This is a genomic window from Pseudonocardia sp. HH130630-07, assembly GCF_001698125.1.
Classification (GTDB): domain Bacteria; phylum Actinomycetota; class Actinomycetes; order Mycobacteriales; family Pseudonocardiaceae; genus Pseudonocardia.
Window position 1 is genome coordinate 47,009 of the sequence record NZ_CP013856.1, and the last position, 14,534, is coordinate 61,542.

Below are 14,534 nucleotides of genomic sequence, written 5' to 3' on the forward strand. Positions count from 1 at the left end.
CTCACTGGATAGCGGGTGCGGCGCCCTCCAACCGTCAGATCGCCGCTTGTTATCCATCGTATCACTGGATAAGCTGCGGAGGTGCGATTCCCCGGCATGTGCCGGTGGGCGGCCCCGACGGATGCAGCCACATCCGCCGAGGCCTGACAGATCGCGCTCACCCAGCCGTCGAGCACGAGGAGCACGACCGTCATGTCAAGGATCCCAAACCGAGACCACCGGCCCGAGGGCCCACCCGCGAGTCCTCACCTGCGGCCCGCGCGCCCGGTGGTGGCGGTACTCGGAGGGTCGGCCGATGCCCGCCTCACCGCTAATGACTGGCCGCCTGCTCGCAGCCAGCAGGACGACAACGTCCTGATGACCGCTGTCGGCGACGGACTCGAGCACGAGGTTGCAGCGGACGAGCTCACCGTCGGCCGGGCCACCGGGCGCTACCGCGCGCTGTGTGGCCTGCTGGTCGATCCGGCGTCATTGACCGTGGCGGCCGGTGTGCCGTGCCGCGGGTGCGCCGTCGAGGCGGCGCCCGCCCCGGATCTTGCGGGGCAAGATGCGCAGAGGTCTCGACGTGAGACGGCGAGTTGGCTGCGTGGCCTTCGGGCTCGGACGGCTCGTCTCGCGACGTCGGCGGGTGGTCTCGATGTGGCCGCGTAAGTCCGCGCAGTCGCTGCGCGAACGGGCTGCGGAACTGGCCGCCGAGGCCGAGCACTCGGCGCAGGTACGCGCCTTGTCGACGCACCCGGATGTGGTTGCCCTTCAGGTGGAGCGCGTCCGGAGCCAGGTGAACCGGTTGATGTGGACCGGGATCGTGCTCGGGATGGCGTTCTGCATGACAAACGTGCAGGAGTTCGGCGCCGAGGGGACCGAGGAGTGGTCGCCGGGCTGGTGGGCGGCATGGCTGCTCGATCCGATGGTGTCACTGGTGTTGATCGCGGTGGTCCTGGCGGAGCAGACGACATCCCGGTGGCAGCTGGCGACGCCGGCCTGGGCTCGTCGTGCTCGCTGGGCGACGCTGGGCGCGACGTATGCGATGAACACCTGGAAGGCGTGGGGAGCGCTGGATCCGGGGCTGATCTTGCTGCACTCGGTTCCGCCGCTGGTCGTGTTCGTCGCGACCGAGGCTGCGCCAGAGATCCGGGATCGTCTCACCGCGGCGGTCAAGGCTGCTGCAGCGGATTCGGGAGACGGTCCGGTGACGGTGGCTGAGGCTGCCGTGGCGGCGGGTATCGCTGCCGCCGAACCGGCCGTGGTGGAGGCTGCGGAGCCGCGAGCTTCGGCAGCGCTCGAGGACGGTGCTGCCGAGCCGCAGGGTCTCCCGGTGGCCTGCGCGGGCGGCGGGGTGCGTTGGGAGCGTGAGGAGCTGCTCCGCGCGGACCCCGCAGTCCGGGTCGAGCAGGTGAAGGACCTGATCCGCGCAGGCCTCGTACCGTCGGTGGAGCTCACCGGAGCCCAGGTCGGCGCGATCTTCGGCCAGTCTCCACGCACCGGTCGCCGCGATATTGAGGAAGCCGAGCGCCAGCTCGGCATGGGACAGAGTGAGCGCACTACCGATCTGCCCCGGCCCGCCGGCATGTCTACCGACCCGGAGCACGCTGGTTTGTCCGGTGGTTCCGATGCGCTGGTCCTCGTCGGGCCTGATCGTGGCGTGACGGTGGGTGTGGGCGCATGAACCCCGCCGAGTTGCACAGCATGGCCCACGACCCTGAGTCCAGGGCAACCGTCGAGGTCGGACAGGACCGAGCGGGGACGGCCGAGGATCAGCACCACGACTTGACGTCGGGTCGCTCCCCGGAGCCTTCGAGGCAGGGAGCTGCTGCGTTGGTCTCGATGCGGCGGGCTGTCAGCCGGGTGTGGTGGTGGGTCCTGCTACCGCTGGCCCGGTCGATCGTGGCCTCCGCGGTGTGGGCGGGCTTCGGCGAGCGTATGGCGAGGGCCCTGTCCCGGGGCCTGGTCCAGGCAGCCGCTGTCTGCTGTCTGCTGCTGGGCCTGGTGCTGTCGTGTGGTCCGGCGGCTGTGGCGACCATGGTCGGCGCGCTCGCCGCGGCCGCGTCGGCGCTGCTGCTGTGGCGCCAGGCCCTGCCTGGCGTGGTGTCGGTAGCGGGGCTGGTGCTGGGGGTGGGGCTGCTGATCCTGCCCGATGTGATGGTCGTGGTCAGCGGTGCTGTCCTGACGGCGGTCGGTGTGGCGGTGCTGGCAATCCCGCCCGGCCGGGCGGCGTATGCCCATACCGAGCGGGCCCGGGTGCGGACCGGCTTCGGCGGCGAGGGGTGGGCCGGGTGGTGGGACCTGCATCGGCACCTGTCTGCGCACGCGGTGCGTCTCGCCGCGGCGGCGACCCGCCCCAGCGTCACCGCGGAGGTCAGCTGGCCCGCCCCCGGAGGAGTGCTGGCGCCCGGGCTGGTGGAGCGGCTGCCGGTGCGCCGGTGCGGGACCTGGCTGGGTCGTTCGGTGGTCGGGCCGGTGATCGGTACCGACTGCTACGCGCCGCATCGGGATGTGATCGGGCTGGTGGCCCCGCCCCAGACCGGTAAGACGGCGTTGATGGGTCATCACATCCTCGATCACGACGGCCCGCTGCTGGCGACCTCGACCAAACCTGATCTGTACAACTATTGCGCCGGGAAACGAGCCCAGCAGGGCCCGGTGTGGTTGTTCAACCCCGAGCAGCTCGGCGATCAGAGGTCCTCGGTGTGGTGGTCTCCCGTGTCGGGGTGCGCGGACGCGCAGGTGGCTGCGGTGCGGGCTGGCTTGATGGTCGGTGGTGTGTCGACGAGCGAGGACGGCGGTGATCGCTGGGATCAGTGGTCGGTCAGTGTGCTCACCGCCCTGCTGATGGCCGCGGACCTGTCCGGCACGGATATGGCCAGGGTTGCCCGTTGGGTGTTCTCCCCGACCAGTGACGCACGCAGTGGCGGAGCCGGCGAGGCTCTGCAGATCCTGGGCCGGAATCCCGGCGGACGCGTCCCGGAGGGGACGCTGGATGCTCTGCGTCAGGTTCTGGCGACCGATGCCCGCAAGACCCGCGATTCGATCTTCATGACCTTGTCCGAAGCGGTGAAGTTCATGACCGATCCGCAGGTTGCTGCCCTGGTCACTGGTAGTGATGGTGGTCAGGAGCTCGATGCCGAACAGCTCCTCGCTGGTCGCGGATCGTTGTTCGTGGTCGGTTCGGACCGCAAGCATGCCTCGATCGCGCCGCTGCTGGCGGCGATGACCGGCCACCTGTTCGAGACGGCAAAACGGGTCGCGTCGTCGCGGCCGAAGGGGCGTCTGGATCCGCCGCTGGGGTTGTTCCTCGATGAGGCTGCGTTGATCACTCCGGTGCCGCTGGACCGCTGGGTGGCCGACGCTGGTGGCCGTGGGATCCACATCGAGTGGGCGGTGCAGTCACCGTCTCAGCTCGCCCAGCGTTGGGGTGCCAAGGGTGGCGAGACGATCTGGAACGCCACCAACGCCAAGGTCATTTTCGGGGGGCTGTCGCTGCGTGAGGACTTGGAGAAGGCCTCGGTGCTGTGCGGGGACCGGCACGAGCCGGTGCCCACCGGTGATGGTGAGGAGCGCTACGAGAAGGTGCGGGTGTGTCCGGTCGACCGGGTGCGCACGATCCCGCAGTGGCACGCGCTGCTGATCCATCGCGCGACCCCGGCCACGATGGTGCGGGTCAGCCCGGTGTGGGAACGGTCTGACCTGCGCCCGCCGCCTGCGATCATCACGCAGGCTCCCACGAGCGCTGCTGTTCGTGCCGCCGGGCATGCTGCAGATCAGGTGGCCGCCTAGGGTGTGTCTCCCAATGCGCGGAGCCAGGTGACGATTGCCTTCAGGACGGCGCCGCCGCGGAAGGTCAGGGCGAGCTTGTCGTAACGGGTGGCCAGCCCGCGCCACTGCTTGACGTGGCAGAACCCGCGCTCGACGACGTTGCGGTTTCGGTAGTCGACCGGATCGAATGCGGGCGGTCGGCCGCCGCGTGAGCCGCGTCGTTTGCGGTGTCCCTGCTGGTCAGAGGGCTCCGGAATGACAGCGATGATCCGGCGCTCGCGCAGGTGCCGGCGGATCGCGCGTGAGGAGTAGGCCTTGTCCGCGCGCACGCGTTCGGGCCGGGTCCGGGGTCGTCCCGGGCCCGGTCGGGCGATGCTCAGGTGCGCCATCAGGTGCGGAAACATTGGCGAGTCGCCGCCCTGGCCGGGGCCGAGGAGGACCACCAGCGGGCGGCCGTGCCCGTCAACGAGCTGGTGGATCTTCGTCGACAGCCCTCCGCGGGACCGTCCCAGCGCGTGATCTGCTGGTTCGGCGAGCAGATTCGTGTAGTTCGATCCGGCCCCCTGTGTCGCGCTTGAGGGTCGCGGCGTGCTGGTGGGCACGGATGATCGTGGAGTCCACGCTGACCGCCCACCCGAGCACCTCGGCGGCGTCGGCCTCGATCAGAAGAGCAGCCAGGATGTGGTCCCAGGTGCCGTCGCCGCTGTAGCGGCGGTGCCGCTTCCACAACGTCTGCCACGGCCCGAACTCGGCTGGGACGTCGCGCCAGGGAAGCCCGCACCGATACCGGTAGATGATCCCCTCGAGCACCCGGCGGTCATCGCGGAACGGGCGCCCGCGACGACCCTCGGAGGAGGGCAACAGCGGCGCCAGACGGGCCCACTGGGCATCAGTCAGGACAGCGGTACGCGGCACCGATCAAGCATCGCGCACCCCGCTCCGCCTATCTGGGAGACACGCCCTAGTTCTGGCTGGTCCGGCGCCCACGTGCGCCGGACCAGCCACTGCTATGTCGTTGAGACGAGAGGAGATCGGTCACCGTGACCAGCGATGGCCCCGTCCCGCCGTCGGGTGGGGAGCGACCCGCTCCCGGCGCGGCCCGGCCGTGGGCAGTGCAGGTCGGTGAGCAGCTGCGCCAGGTTCTGCGACAGCTCGACGCCACGACCCGGCAGAGCGACGAGACCGCAGGTCACGTCGCTGAGATCGCCGACATCCTCGGCCGCATAAGCCCCAGGCTTGACGACGTCGAGCAGGCTGTGGCCGCCCTCGGGGGCGCGGTCGAGGCGGCCGCGACGGGCGCGGGCGACGCAGAGGACGAGGCGCTGTCGCTGACCCCGGCGCTGCGCTGGTCGCAGCTGGACCGAGGCGACAAGCACGCCGCGTGGGACGCCCTGGCGGGATTCGTCTCCGAAGTGCTCAACAACGACTATCAGCTCACACGTCTCGAGCTGCCCGACTGCTGGCCGGTGCACCCGCGCGCGGTGCGTGAGCTCGCGTGGCTGCGTACCCTCTATATCTCCTCCAGCGCCCCCGGCACCCGCCCGGAGCTGGTGGCCGAGTGGCACGTGCGCTGGCTCCCGGCCGCGGTCACCAACCTCGCGATCGCGATCGACCGGCGCGAGTGCGCCCCGGGTAAGCATCGCGTGACCGAGGAGGAACGCCGCCGCTACGACGACACCGTCAACGAGGCCGGCTCCGACGGCCGGCAGCCGCCAGCGCTGACCATCGAGCGGGGAGCTAATCGCCCCCGGTACTTCCCTGACCGGTTCCCGCCGTTGCGGGGCCACGACTCCAGCTACGGCGCCCGCCCGACCCGGGTAGCGCTGCTCGACGCCGAGACACCAGCACCGCCGAGTCGCCCGGAGGACTGGTGGGAGTACTTCCTCGACGCCCGCATGGCCGACATAGGCGAGGACCACGCCAGTACCTGACTCGCCGCTGGTGGATGGGTGCTGAGACGCTGAGGCCCAGCGGAGACTTCTTCATGCACGGACGGTGAGGCTGCCCATGGACGTGATGACTGATCTGCTCGACGACGACCTCGACGTGGCCCGCCGGCGCACGGTCATCGCCCACGTCAGCGCGCTCGATCCCCATCTGCAGCCCGCCCTGGAGCGTCAGATCGCGGCGGTCCTGTCCGGTAGGCACAGCCCTGACGATGGGGCGGCGGTGGCGCCGGCGCTGCGTCTGCCGCCCCACTATCTGGTCGACCCACTCGTCACTCGGGAGGCCGATCGACAGACCACATTGATGCTGCTGATAAAAGCTGCTCGTCTGCACGGAGTCGGCAACGTCAAGATCTGCCGGACCAGTATGGGTGACGATCCAACGGCAGACCCGGATACGATTGCGCCAAATTGCGCGCTATCGATTTCTACTCAGTCCTTCATTGCTCGACGTCATCACCGAACATCGCACATCTAATATCGAGGAGTTCGACCCACGGGCGGTCTCGGTGCGGTGGCTGTGCACCGCTGCTCTTCCTCCCTCAGGGGACATCCAGGTGGACGACCGCGACCCCGTGGGCATCGACTCCTCGTCGCTGGACGGATCAAATGATGTCGACGCGATTGGTCGCACCACTGATCGACTGCGGCCGCGGAAACGATGGCTGTCCTGGCTACGGGGCATGTGATTGACTCCCGAGATCTGCGTGGAGGCGCCTGGGGAATACCCGGATGGCTCACTACTCATTAGATGCGAAACGCCACGTGGTCCACGTCTCTACAACTTCACCTGCTGAGATCGCTGGTGCGTCAACGTTCTAATTGCAGGACGGCGGTGCTGCGCCCGCCTATGGTGGGCAGCCCGCCCCGGGCCGCCGCATGGATCCCGGGGCTGCTCGGACGCTGAGACCTCCCAACGGAGTATGTACTGGCGCCGCCGCGCATGAACTGCACAGAGCGGCGCTGTCCCGAGCTGTCGTGTTGTTGCACCAGACGCATCGTTTCCTGCTTGAGGGGCTACAGCCCCATGTTGGTGGCGGCGTTAGAGCTCCATGCGGTCTGCACGCGGACGTAGCCGCCAACCGAGGCCAGGGAGCGGTGTCGGGTCTGGGCGGCGATCTCGCGGTCGGAGGCACCGCGTAGGTGTGCCCAGGTCACGAACCCGGCTCGCAGGGAGTGCGGGGAGTAGCCCTGCTCGGCGTGGCCGGCGGCGGCGGCGAGCTCGGTGATGCGGCGGTTGACCGAGGCCCGATGAAGCCCGGTGGGGGCCGGCCGGTTGCCGGTGGAGACCCGGCGCAGCAGCGGGCCCTCGGTGATCCCGGAGAGCTGGAGCCAGGCGTCGAGGGCGCGCACGGGGCAGGCGTCGGGGTGGCTGGCGTAGGGCAGGACGACGAGCTCGGTCTGTTCGCCGCGCTGGTTGGTCTTCGACGAGGGGATGACCAGGGTCCGGCCGCGGTCGTGGGGCAGGACGTTGTCGACGGTCAGCGCGCAGAGTTCGGAGCAGCGCAGCGCGGAGAAGAACCCGATCAGCAGCAGGGCGCGGTCGCGGGCGCCGGCGAGGTCGGGCTCGGATGGGCGGGTGCGGAAGTCGCGGGTGGTGGCGGTGGCTGCGACGAGGTCGAACAGTTGTGGGGGCATCAGCGGCGGCGCCTGGTCGGGTGGGGCGCCATGGACGCGGCGGATGCCCTCCCAGACCGTGGTGACCCGGGCCGGGCTGGTCGGGTCGGGCAGGTCCTGCAGGGCGTGGAAGAACCGGATCGCGGCCATGCGCCGGCTCATCGTGGAGACCTTCGCGCCGGCCCGTGCCAGGGCGGTCAGGTACCCGCTGACCGCGGCCGGTGGGGCCGGTGCCGGGGCGTGGTGCTCGCGGGCGCACCAGTCGCAGAACTCCTGCCAGTCGGTGCGGTAGGCCTCGATGGTGGCCGAGGCTTTCGAGGCCTGGCCGTAGGCGATCTCTTCGGCTGAGAGCGGACTGTCGTCGAGGTCGGTGACTGGCAGCAGCCCGGCCGGCGTCGCCGCCGGAGCGCGCTCGTGGGACAGACCGTCGGACACGATCAGCGACGGTAGCGGGCCGGGCCGACTTCGCCGGGACCCCGCGCCGGGTAGGTGCCACCCGGGGCTGCCCGGCTGACGGGGGTCACTTCAGGGCGCCTCATCAATCCTGCAGTGTCGCCTGCACCTACGGCCCGTCGCAGGCCTACAGCATCGGCTACAAGGTCACCGAGAGCGGCGCCCGCCACCACGCCGGAACCCGGCACAACGACGACCTGGAGCGCTTCGGGCGCTAATCGGCTGCCGGAGCAGCACGAAGCGGGAACTCGGGAACTCCCGACCAGTTCAGCGTCTCATGCAGGTGATTGGCAACTAGGTCACCGAGGTGCTGAGCGCCGGCTAGATAGATCCGAGCGCAACTGATAGCACCGTGCAGTGCTAAGGAGTGTTTGCCGGTGGGCATCCGGCGCAGCACCGACGACGCCGGGGGCACTTCCTTCTTAACTGGTCCCGGCCAGACTTCGCTGCGCCAGCCACTGGCGAGTCCGTGAGCTAGGCAATGGCGCACCTGCATCCAACCCCGTGCGGCTTCCACCGCCTCATTCCACACCAGATCTTTGTCGGTCCAGAAACTCTTGCCTACGGGGGGTGGCGCGAACACAGTTACCTCGAAGTCAGTTCCGACCAGTCGCTTTAGTTCGGGGAACTCCTTCACCACCAAGCCAGTGAACTCGGCGATGTCCGGGTTGGTAAGATTCATCTTCTTAACGATCTGGGCGAAGCTTTGACCTTGTCGATACAGCACGGTGGCGAAAAAGTCTTCGACAAAGCCTTCAAACGCTGGAATGACGCACTGCGTGATGGCTGGGGCCAGGGCCGCCGCGTCGCCAGCACCACCCTGCTTTCGGGGATGCAAGGCAAGGAGCCGGCGGGGCACGATCAGCGATCGAGCGAATCGGTCCACACTCGATTGGAGGTCCGGAGCAAGCACTGCGGTTGCCATGATGGGTCCTTCTACCACCTAGACGATCGCGACGGCAGGCGACCGACCAGACCATATGCGAGGGACGACGGCGGCCGTCGATGAGTGACGGCGCTCGACTGACCTGAGAGCGTGTTTGAGAAGATCAAGTCGCGGGTGTGATCGCGTACTTCTACTGGCGGGCGGCGGGCGCGCCGCGGGTGATGCGTCGGGTGATGGTGTTGATCGCGGCCCAGCGGATCATGGCCTCGGCGGTGGCGGGGTGGCGTTCGTAGTCTCGGGCGAGGCGGCGGTGTGCGGTGAGCCAAACCAGGGTCCGCTCGACCACCCACCGCCGTGGGAGCACGGCGAAGCCGCGCTGGTCAGCGGGTTTGCCAACGACCTCGACGGTGGTGTGCAGGATGGTGGTCGCCCAGTCGAGGAGGCGTCCGGCGAACCCGGCGTCGGCGTAGACGAACCGGACCCGGGTGCGCAGGTAGAGGTCGAGCAGGATCGGCTTGGCGACGCCGCGGTCCTGCACCGAGGCCGAACACACCATGGTGGTGAGCAGTAGGCCGAGGGTGACCGTGGGAGATGAACCGTTCGCGGCCGTTGATCTTCTTCCCGGCGTCGTAGCCACGCGAGTCGAGCCCGACGGTGTCGGCGCCCTTCACCCTCTGGGAGTCGATGATCCCCGCAGTCGGTTCGGGGTCGCGACCCTCGTCGGCGCGCAGCTGTCGGCGCACGCGCGCAGCTGTCGGCGCACGATCGGGAGGATCTGTTCGGTGACCTTCTGCTGTTCCCACCGGTTGAAGTACCAGTAGACGGTCTGCCAGGGCGGGAAGTCCGCAGGTAGCGCCCGCCAGGCACACCCCGCGCGCACGACGTAGAGGATCGCGTCGACCACGTCGCGGCGTGCGTGCTTCTCCGGCCGCCCACCCGATCCGGCCTCGGGCAGCAGCGGTTCGATCAACACCCACTGGGCGTCGCTGGTGTCCGAGGGGTACCGCCGCTTACGCCGAGCCACCCGCCCACGATGGACCAGAGCCCGGCCCGCGTAGGGCAGACACGCCGACACTTCTCAAACACGGTCTGACACCTGCCGGAGGGGTGAGGGAGCGGGCAACCAGTGGCGGTGCACCCCACAGGTCGCTCACGTCGACCGGGAGCGCAGGCGGGGGTGCGGGGTAGACGGGGAAGCGTGCGGCGTGGACATGTCCGTGCCCCCTTGCTCGTCTGGCGAACAGGTGGGGTGCCGGCACCCAGGGGGTCTACCGGATGGGTACGACCGTCACCCCGACCTCGAGCTGTGTCCAGGCGGTGTCGGCGGTGACCGCCGGGCCGGCGAGGCGGGTGGCCAGGGCCAGGCAGCACCGGTCGCCGAGGGAGAGTCCGGCGGTGCGGGTGGCCGGCCACAGGGTCGCGGCGGTGACGGCGTCGGTGGCGGTGACCGGTTCGATGCCGATCCCCAGGGTGCGCAGCTGGCGCAGGGTGCGGTCGGCGTCGACGCCGCGCTGGGCCAGCTTCTGGTAGACCTCCGACAGGTTCACCGCCGAGATCACCGCCGCCTCAAGGTAGCTCTCGACGACATCGGCGCCGGGCTCGGCGCGCAGCCAGGCCAGCACCGCGGAGGCGTCCAGCACCGCTGGGCGGCGGGGGCCAGGGGACTCGTTGACCGCAGCCCGGTCCGGCCTGGTCACGAGGAGGTGTCCTCGGTCGCGGCCTCGGCCCGGCGCTCGGCGATCAGCTCGTCGGCGGCCGAGTCCTGCGGGTCGCCCTGCCACTCCGCGGCGATCTCCCGGCGCATCCGCGCGACCAGCTGCGCCCGAGACTCCATCACCACCCGGCCGTCCTCGACCGACAGCAACAGCGTCGAACCGGCAGCCAACCCCAGATCACGACGAACCTGCGCGGGGATCAGGATCCGGCCGTCCCGATTGACGACAACCTCGGCACGTCCCGCATCGTCCACCTGATCCGACATACCACCGAGTCTAGCGCAGACGCACCCACTCTCTGTCTGGAAGCTCCACACGACGACAGAAGAGCCGGTTAACCTGCATTTCCATGCTACGCAACATAATGTTGCTTCTGTCGCCTGGCACGCAGCTCTGCTCGCGGCACTCCCTGCATGATCCCGCCAAGCCTGAAGGTGTTTTGTATCGTTGCGGTATAACATTACTTAATACGTAACTATTGACGTAACGATACGTTTGCTGGAGGATCGGCGTCGTGAGCGAGCAGCCCTCTGCGGGCATCCCGGCCGATGACGGCGCGACACCGGACGTCCGAGCCGACGCCGAGGCCCCGACCGCGGCCGGCGCTCTCACGGCCGAAGGGTCCTCGGGCGGGCCAGCGTGGCGGGTGCAGCTGCGCCGGCCCGAGCTGGAGCCGTGCCAGTTCCCGGGCGGGTGCGCGAACACCATGGAGTACGCGGGGTCCGGGCGACGGCCGAAGTACTGCTATCAGGTAGTGGGCGGGGTCATGCACGACCGCGTCAACGCCAAGCGGATCCTCGACGGCGGCACGCCCGCCCGGCGCCGTGGTGAGGTCGACGACGCGCTGGCCCGCCCGATCGCCCGCGCCGGTCAGAGTGTGACCGACCAGGTCGCCGCGCTCATCGCGCGCCTGGACCACAGCAGCAGCGAGCTGCGCGACGCCCTGGACACGCTGGCCGATCCCGAGGCGGTCGCGGCGGAGATCGCCGCGGCCCAGCGGGCCGCGCGCGCCGAGGTCGACGCCGCGCAGGCCGTGGCCGATGAGGCCCGCGCCCAGGCCCGCGCCGCCCGCGCCGATGCCGAGGCCGCGCGACGCTCCGCGGCCGCGTCCGATGCCGAAGCCGCCGAGGCCGCCGAGGCCCGCGCCGACGCCGAACTCGCCCGTGACACCGCGATCGCCGCACACGACGTCCTCGAGGGCGAGATCGCGCAGGTCCGCGCCGAGCTCGAGCAGCGCGACACCGAGCTGGCCGCAGCCCTCGCCGAGCGGGACACGCTCACCGCCGAACGCGACTCCGCGATCGCCGCACGCGACACCGCGACCGCGGAGTCTGCCCGGGTCACCGCCGACCTGGCAGCGCTGGCCCGCGAGCACACGCGCGTCGAGACCGAGCTCGCCGACGCCCGCCGGCAGGTGGAGGTGCTGGTCGGCGAACGCGACACCGCCGCCGCAGATCTGGGCGCAGCCCGCCGTGACCTCGACCGGGCCGAGACCGACCGCGCCCGGTTGGCCGACGAGCTGCACGAGGTCCGCGAACAGGCCGTCGAGCACCGGGCCGCACGCGCCGCGGCGGAGAGCAGCCTGGCCGCCCTTCGCGAACAGCTCGCCCACGACGTCGACCGCGAACGCGCCTACGGCGAACAGCGCCTCGCCGACGCCGAGACCCGCCACGGCGCCCAGCTCGCCGAGCTGCGCACCGACCTCGCGCGGCTGCGCGGACAGATGACCGGCCGGACTCCGGAACCCGACACCGGCCTCGCGACCGACTCCGGGTCCGGTCGAGGCACGAGCGGACGTCAGGCCCGACCCCGGGCGGCGCAGCGCCGGCCCGGCCCCACCGCCACCACACCCGTCACCACGACCGACACCGCACCTGCCGACGAGACCCGACCCGTCGCCCCCGATGCTCAGGAGTGAGGCCCCCGTGAACTCCGCCTTCCCCACCGGACCCGCATCCCCTCCCCCTGCTCATCAGGCTGGTCCTCCCCCACACCGGGGGCCCACCGCCGCGCCGCGACCGGTGATGGCCACCCCGACCAGGCCGCCCGCTCACGCCCCGGGCGCCGGGCCGTCGCTGTGCTGCGACCGGTGCGGGCAGGCCGCGGCCGACCCGCTGCAGCAGATCCTGATGAGCGCGGTGTGGCTGATCCCCGGGCCCGACGGCCCGACCACCGCGCGCTACTGCCGGGCCTGCCCGCCCGCCGGGCCGATCACCGACCTGACCTGCCTGCTCTGCGGCGACGGGCCGCTACTGGTCGGCGAGCTCGCCGCCGGCCCCGATGAGGCGCTGCCCGCGCCCGCCCGCACCTGGCTGACCGCCGTGGGCTGGCGGCTGACCGGCCCCGCCGGGCCGGTCTGTCCCGACTGCCACCCCGGCCCCCGTGTCTCCCAAGAGCGCCCCGCATGAGCCCGAACCAGCTGAGTCAGAGGATCACACCGGCCGGAATCATCAAGCGAGCCGTCCGGGGCGTCGCGCGGTGCGGCCGGCTCCGGATCGCGGCGCTGACCGTCTTCCTGATCGCCGGTGGACTCACCGGCTGCGCCGGACCCGATTCCGACCTACGCGGACAGTGGGTCGGCACCTGTTCGGCCTCACCCCAGGCCTCCGCGGTCCAGGCGCCGCTGACCCTCGACTTCGCCGACGACGACACCTTCACCTTCACGTCCCTACTGGTGAGACGCTCGATCTTGGCGTCCGGGTCGTACTCCACAGACGACGACCAGCTCAGTCTGACCTTCACCGAACCGCCCGAGTACCGAGCCTTCCCCGGAACCGGCCGCTACACCGTCGAGGACAACACCCTCACCCTGTCCGCGCTGCAAACCGGCACCACTGCGATGTGGTGCACCCTGACCCACCGCTGACACCGCCGCCGAGCCCGGACATTCCACACCCCGACGCTCGCCATGCGGCTCGCGATGTCCGGTTCTCTCCGCGTGGTGTACGTGGCCATCACCGACGGATGACGGGAACCGGTGATCGGTTCCCGACAGCCCCGTAGCATCGCCGGATGTCCACCCTGCGACGGCTGATCTTCTTCCCGCCAGAGGTCTCGGCGCTTCAGCGCGGCCTGATCGCCGGCGTGTGCATGCTGGTCGCGATCCTGTGGCCGCAGTTCCTGCTGCCCGCGGGCACCCCGATGCCGGTGGTCGTCGTCGCCACCGCGGCCTCGGTGCTGGTGCTGTTCGCGCTGGCGATCGCGCTGCTGCGCCGCCTCCACCCCCGGGTACGCCGCTGAGCGCACGACGTCCGCTGCTCTACGGTCCGAGCGCATGGATCCCGTCCCCCGGCCGGACCGCGAGTTCCCGGCCGACCCCTACCCCGACGCACGGCCTCCGGTGTCGTTCCTGCACGACATCGGAGGCTCGCCCCCGCTGACCGTCACCCCCCATCGGGGTGGCGCTTCGGTGGCGCTGCCTGGACGAGGTGCTCCGCGACACCGGCGCGGCACCGACGGCCGGGCGGGTCCCGCTGCTGGCTGCCCGGTCCGGTCGTCGTGCTCCGGGTGCGGACCAGAGGCCTGGCCGCGGTGCGGTCGGTCGGCCGGGCGCCGGGTCGTCGACGACCAGCGTCCCGCGACGCGGCTCACCCCCGAGCGCCGCAGGGGGGCAGCCCGCCAGGTCCGGGCGGGGGAGTCCTCGGCCCGGGGAAGTTCTGTGGAGCGGGTGGGAACAATCTTGGATCCGGTGGGAACCGGTTCACCGGTAACGAGGTCGGACCTGGCATGAGCAATCAGCAGCACGCCAGCACCGGCTCCGCCACGCAGCCCGCGCCCACCACGTGGACCCAGCCGGGTCTGCCCGCCGCGCAGAACCTGCCGGCGTGGGCCTCTGCCCCGGCTCCTCCGACATCGGCGCCGCAGGTCCCGGCCTGGTCCTGTCGATCATCGGGCTGCGCCGCTCGCGGGCCCTGGGCGGTCGCGCCGCCGGCCTGACCGGCGCTATCCTCGCCTCGGTGGTCGTGTTCCTCGCGTTGGCGGTGGTCACCATCGCCGGGCTGACGTCCTCGAGCCCCGACACCACACGGACCCCGCCGACGGAGCTCTACGGCACCGGCGGCTACGCCCTCCCACCGTCACCGACTCCCCCACGGCGCTGACTCCTCATACGGCCCCGGTTCCTCCCTCCGGCAGCGGGTTCTCCGCGTCCGAGCAGCGGCCCCG

14 protein-coding genes and 1 pseudogene are annotated in these 14,534 nt (G+C 70.6%); 9 read left to right on the plus strand and 6 right to left on the minus strand.

Annotation, left to right across the window (positions count from 1 at the left end; all coding sequences use genetic code 11):
- Window positions 1–586 precede the first annotated feature (586 nt).
- Both AFB00_RS30830 and AFB00_RS30835 read left to right on the plus strand, forming a co-directional pair.
- Window positions 587–1,666 carry a hypothetical protein gene (locus AFB00_RS30830; RefSeq protein ID WP_156819933.1) on the plus strand — a complete coding sequence of 360 codons (1,080 nt, stop codon included), beginning with the start codon at window positions 587–589 and terminating at the stop codon, window positions 1,664–1,666.
- Window positions 1,667–1,824: 158 nt separating this feature from the next.
- On the plus strand, window positions 1,825–3,774 hold the full coding sequence (locus AFB00_RS30835; RefSeq protein WP_231974599.1) for a type IV secretory system conjugative DNA transfer family protein: 1,950 nt from the start codon (window positions 1,825–1,827) through the stop codon (window positions 3,772–3,774).
- On the opposite strand, the gene AFB00_RS32760 is transcribed toward AFB00_RS30835, so the two are convergent.
- Window positions 3,771–4,668, minus strand: a protein-coding gene (locus AFB00_RS32760) for an IS5 family transposase (RefSeq protein WP_442965901.1) whose coding sequence is annotated in 2 segments (ribosomal slippage) — window positions 3,771–4,271 and window positions 4,273–4,668 — 897 coding nt in all. Because the reading frame shifts where the segments join, the coding sequence is not laid out codon by codon here. The two genes, AFB00_RS30835 and AFB00_RS32760, sit on opposite strands and share 4 nt — an antisense overlap.
- A 125-nt stretch (window positions 4,669–4,793) precedes the next feature.
- Between AFB00_RS32760 and AFB00_RS30850 the strand changes: the two genes are divergently transcribed.
- Window positions 4,794–5,684, plus strand: a complete 891-nt coding sequence (locus AFB00_RS30850) for a hypothetical protein (RefSeq protein WP_083276266.1) — start codon at window positions 4,794–4,796, stop codon at window positions 5,682–5,684.
- A 76-nt stretch (window positions 5,685–5,760) separates the two neighbouring features.
- A complete protein-coding gene (locus AFB00_RS30855) occupies window positions 5,761–6,177 on the plus strand; it encodes a hypothetical protein (RefSeq protein WP_068801026.1) in 417 nt (138 codons plus the stop codon).
- A gap of 539 nt (window positions 6,178–6,716) precedes the next feature.
- On the opposite strand, the gene AFB00_RS30860 is transcribed toward AFB00_RS30855, so the two are convergent.
- The 5 genes and pseudogenes from AFB00_RS30860 to AFB00_RS30875 form a co-directional block, all read right to left on the minus strand.
- The gene (locus tag AFB00_RS30860) at window positions 6,717–7,751 is read right to left on the minus strand and encodes a site-specific integrase (RefSeq protein ID WP_068801027.1); all 1,035 of its coding nucleotides are present in this window, start codon (window positions 7,749–7,751) and stop codon (window positions 6,717–6,719) included.
- A 232-nt stretch (window positions 7,752–7,983) separates the two neighbouring features.
- The gene (locus AFB00_RS32765) at window positions 7,984–8,694 is read right to left on the minus strand and encodes a hypothetical protein (RefSeq protein WP_083276267.1); all 711 of its coding nucleotides are present in this window, start codon (window positions 8,692–8,694) and stop codon (window positions 7,984–7,986) included.
- A 138-nt stretch (window positions 8,695–8,832) separates the two neighbouring features.
- Window positions 8,833–9,730, minus strand: a pseudogene (locus AFB00_RS36540) (IS5 family transposase); the annotation flags it as partial.
- A gap of 193 nt (window positions 9,731–9,923) precedes the next feature.
- Window positions 9,924–10,352, minus strand: a complete 429-nt coding sequence (locus tag AFB00_RS30870) for a type II toxin-antitoxin system VapC family toxin (RefSeq protein ID WP_083276269.1) — start codon at window positions 10,350–10,352, stop codon at window positions 9,924–9,926.
- Window positions 10,349–10,636, minus strand: a complete 288-nt coding sequence (locus tag AFB00_RS30875; protein ID WP_068801029.1) for an AbrB/MazE/SpoVT family DNA-binding domain-containing protein — start codon at window positions 10,634–10,636, stop codon at window positions 10,349–10,351. Before AFB00_RS30875 ends, AFB00_RS30870 begins: the two co-directional genes overlap by 4 nt.
- A 248-nt stretch (window positions 10,637–10,884) precedes the next feature.
- On the opposite strand from AFB00_RS30875, the gene AFB00_RS30880 reads away from it, so the two are divergent.
- The 5 genes from AFB00_RS30880 (at window position 10,885) to AFB00_RS30900 (ending at window position 14,470) form a co-directional block, all read left to right on the plus strand.
- A complete protein-coding gene (locus AFB00_RS30880; protein WP_068801030.1) occupies window positions 10,885–12,288 on the plus strand; it encodes a hypothetical protein in 1,404 nt (467 codons plus the stop codon).
- A 106-nt stretch (window positions 12,289–12,394) separates the two neighbouring features.
- Entirely contained in the window at window positions 12,395–12,778 is a 384-nt protein-coding gene (locus AFB00_RS30885; RefSeq protein ID WP_068801031.1) for a hypothetical protein, read from the plus strand.
- Entirely contained in the window at window positions 12,775–13,236 is a 462-nt protein-coding gene (locus AFB00_RS30890) for a hypothetical protein (RefSeq protein ID WP_068801032.1), read from the plus strand. Before AFB00_RS30885 ends, AFB00_RS30890 begins: the two co-directional genes overlap by 4 nt.
- Before the next feature lie 146 nt (window positions 13,237–13,382).
- Window positions 13,383–13,610: a hypothetical protein gene (locus AFB00_RS30895; protein ID WP_068801033.1), complete on the plus strand. Its 228-nt coding sequence runs from the start codon at window positions 13,383–13,385 to the stop codon at window positions 13,608–13,610.
- 584 nt (window positions 13,611–14,194) lie between these two features.
- Complete coding sequence (locus tag AFB00_RS30900; protein WP_068801034.1) at window positions 14,195–14,470, plus strand: hypothetical protein; 276 nt, start codon at window positions 14,195–14,197, stop codon at window positions 14,468–14,470.
- The last annotated feature ends 64 nt before the right edge of the window (window positions 14,471–14,534 follow it).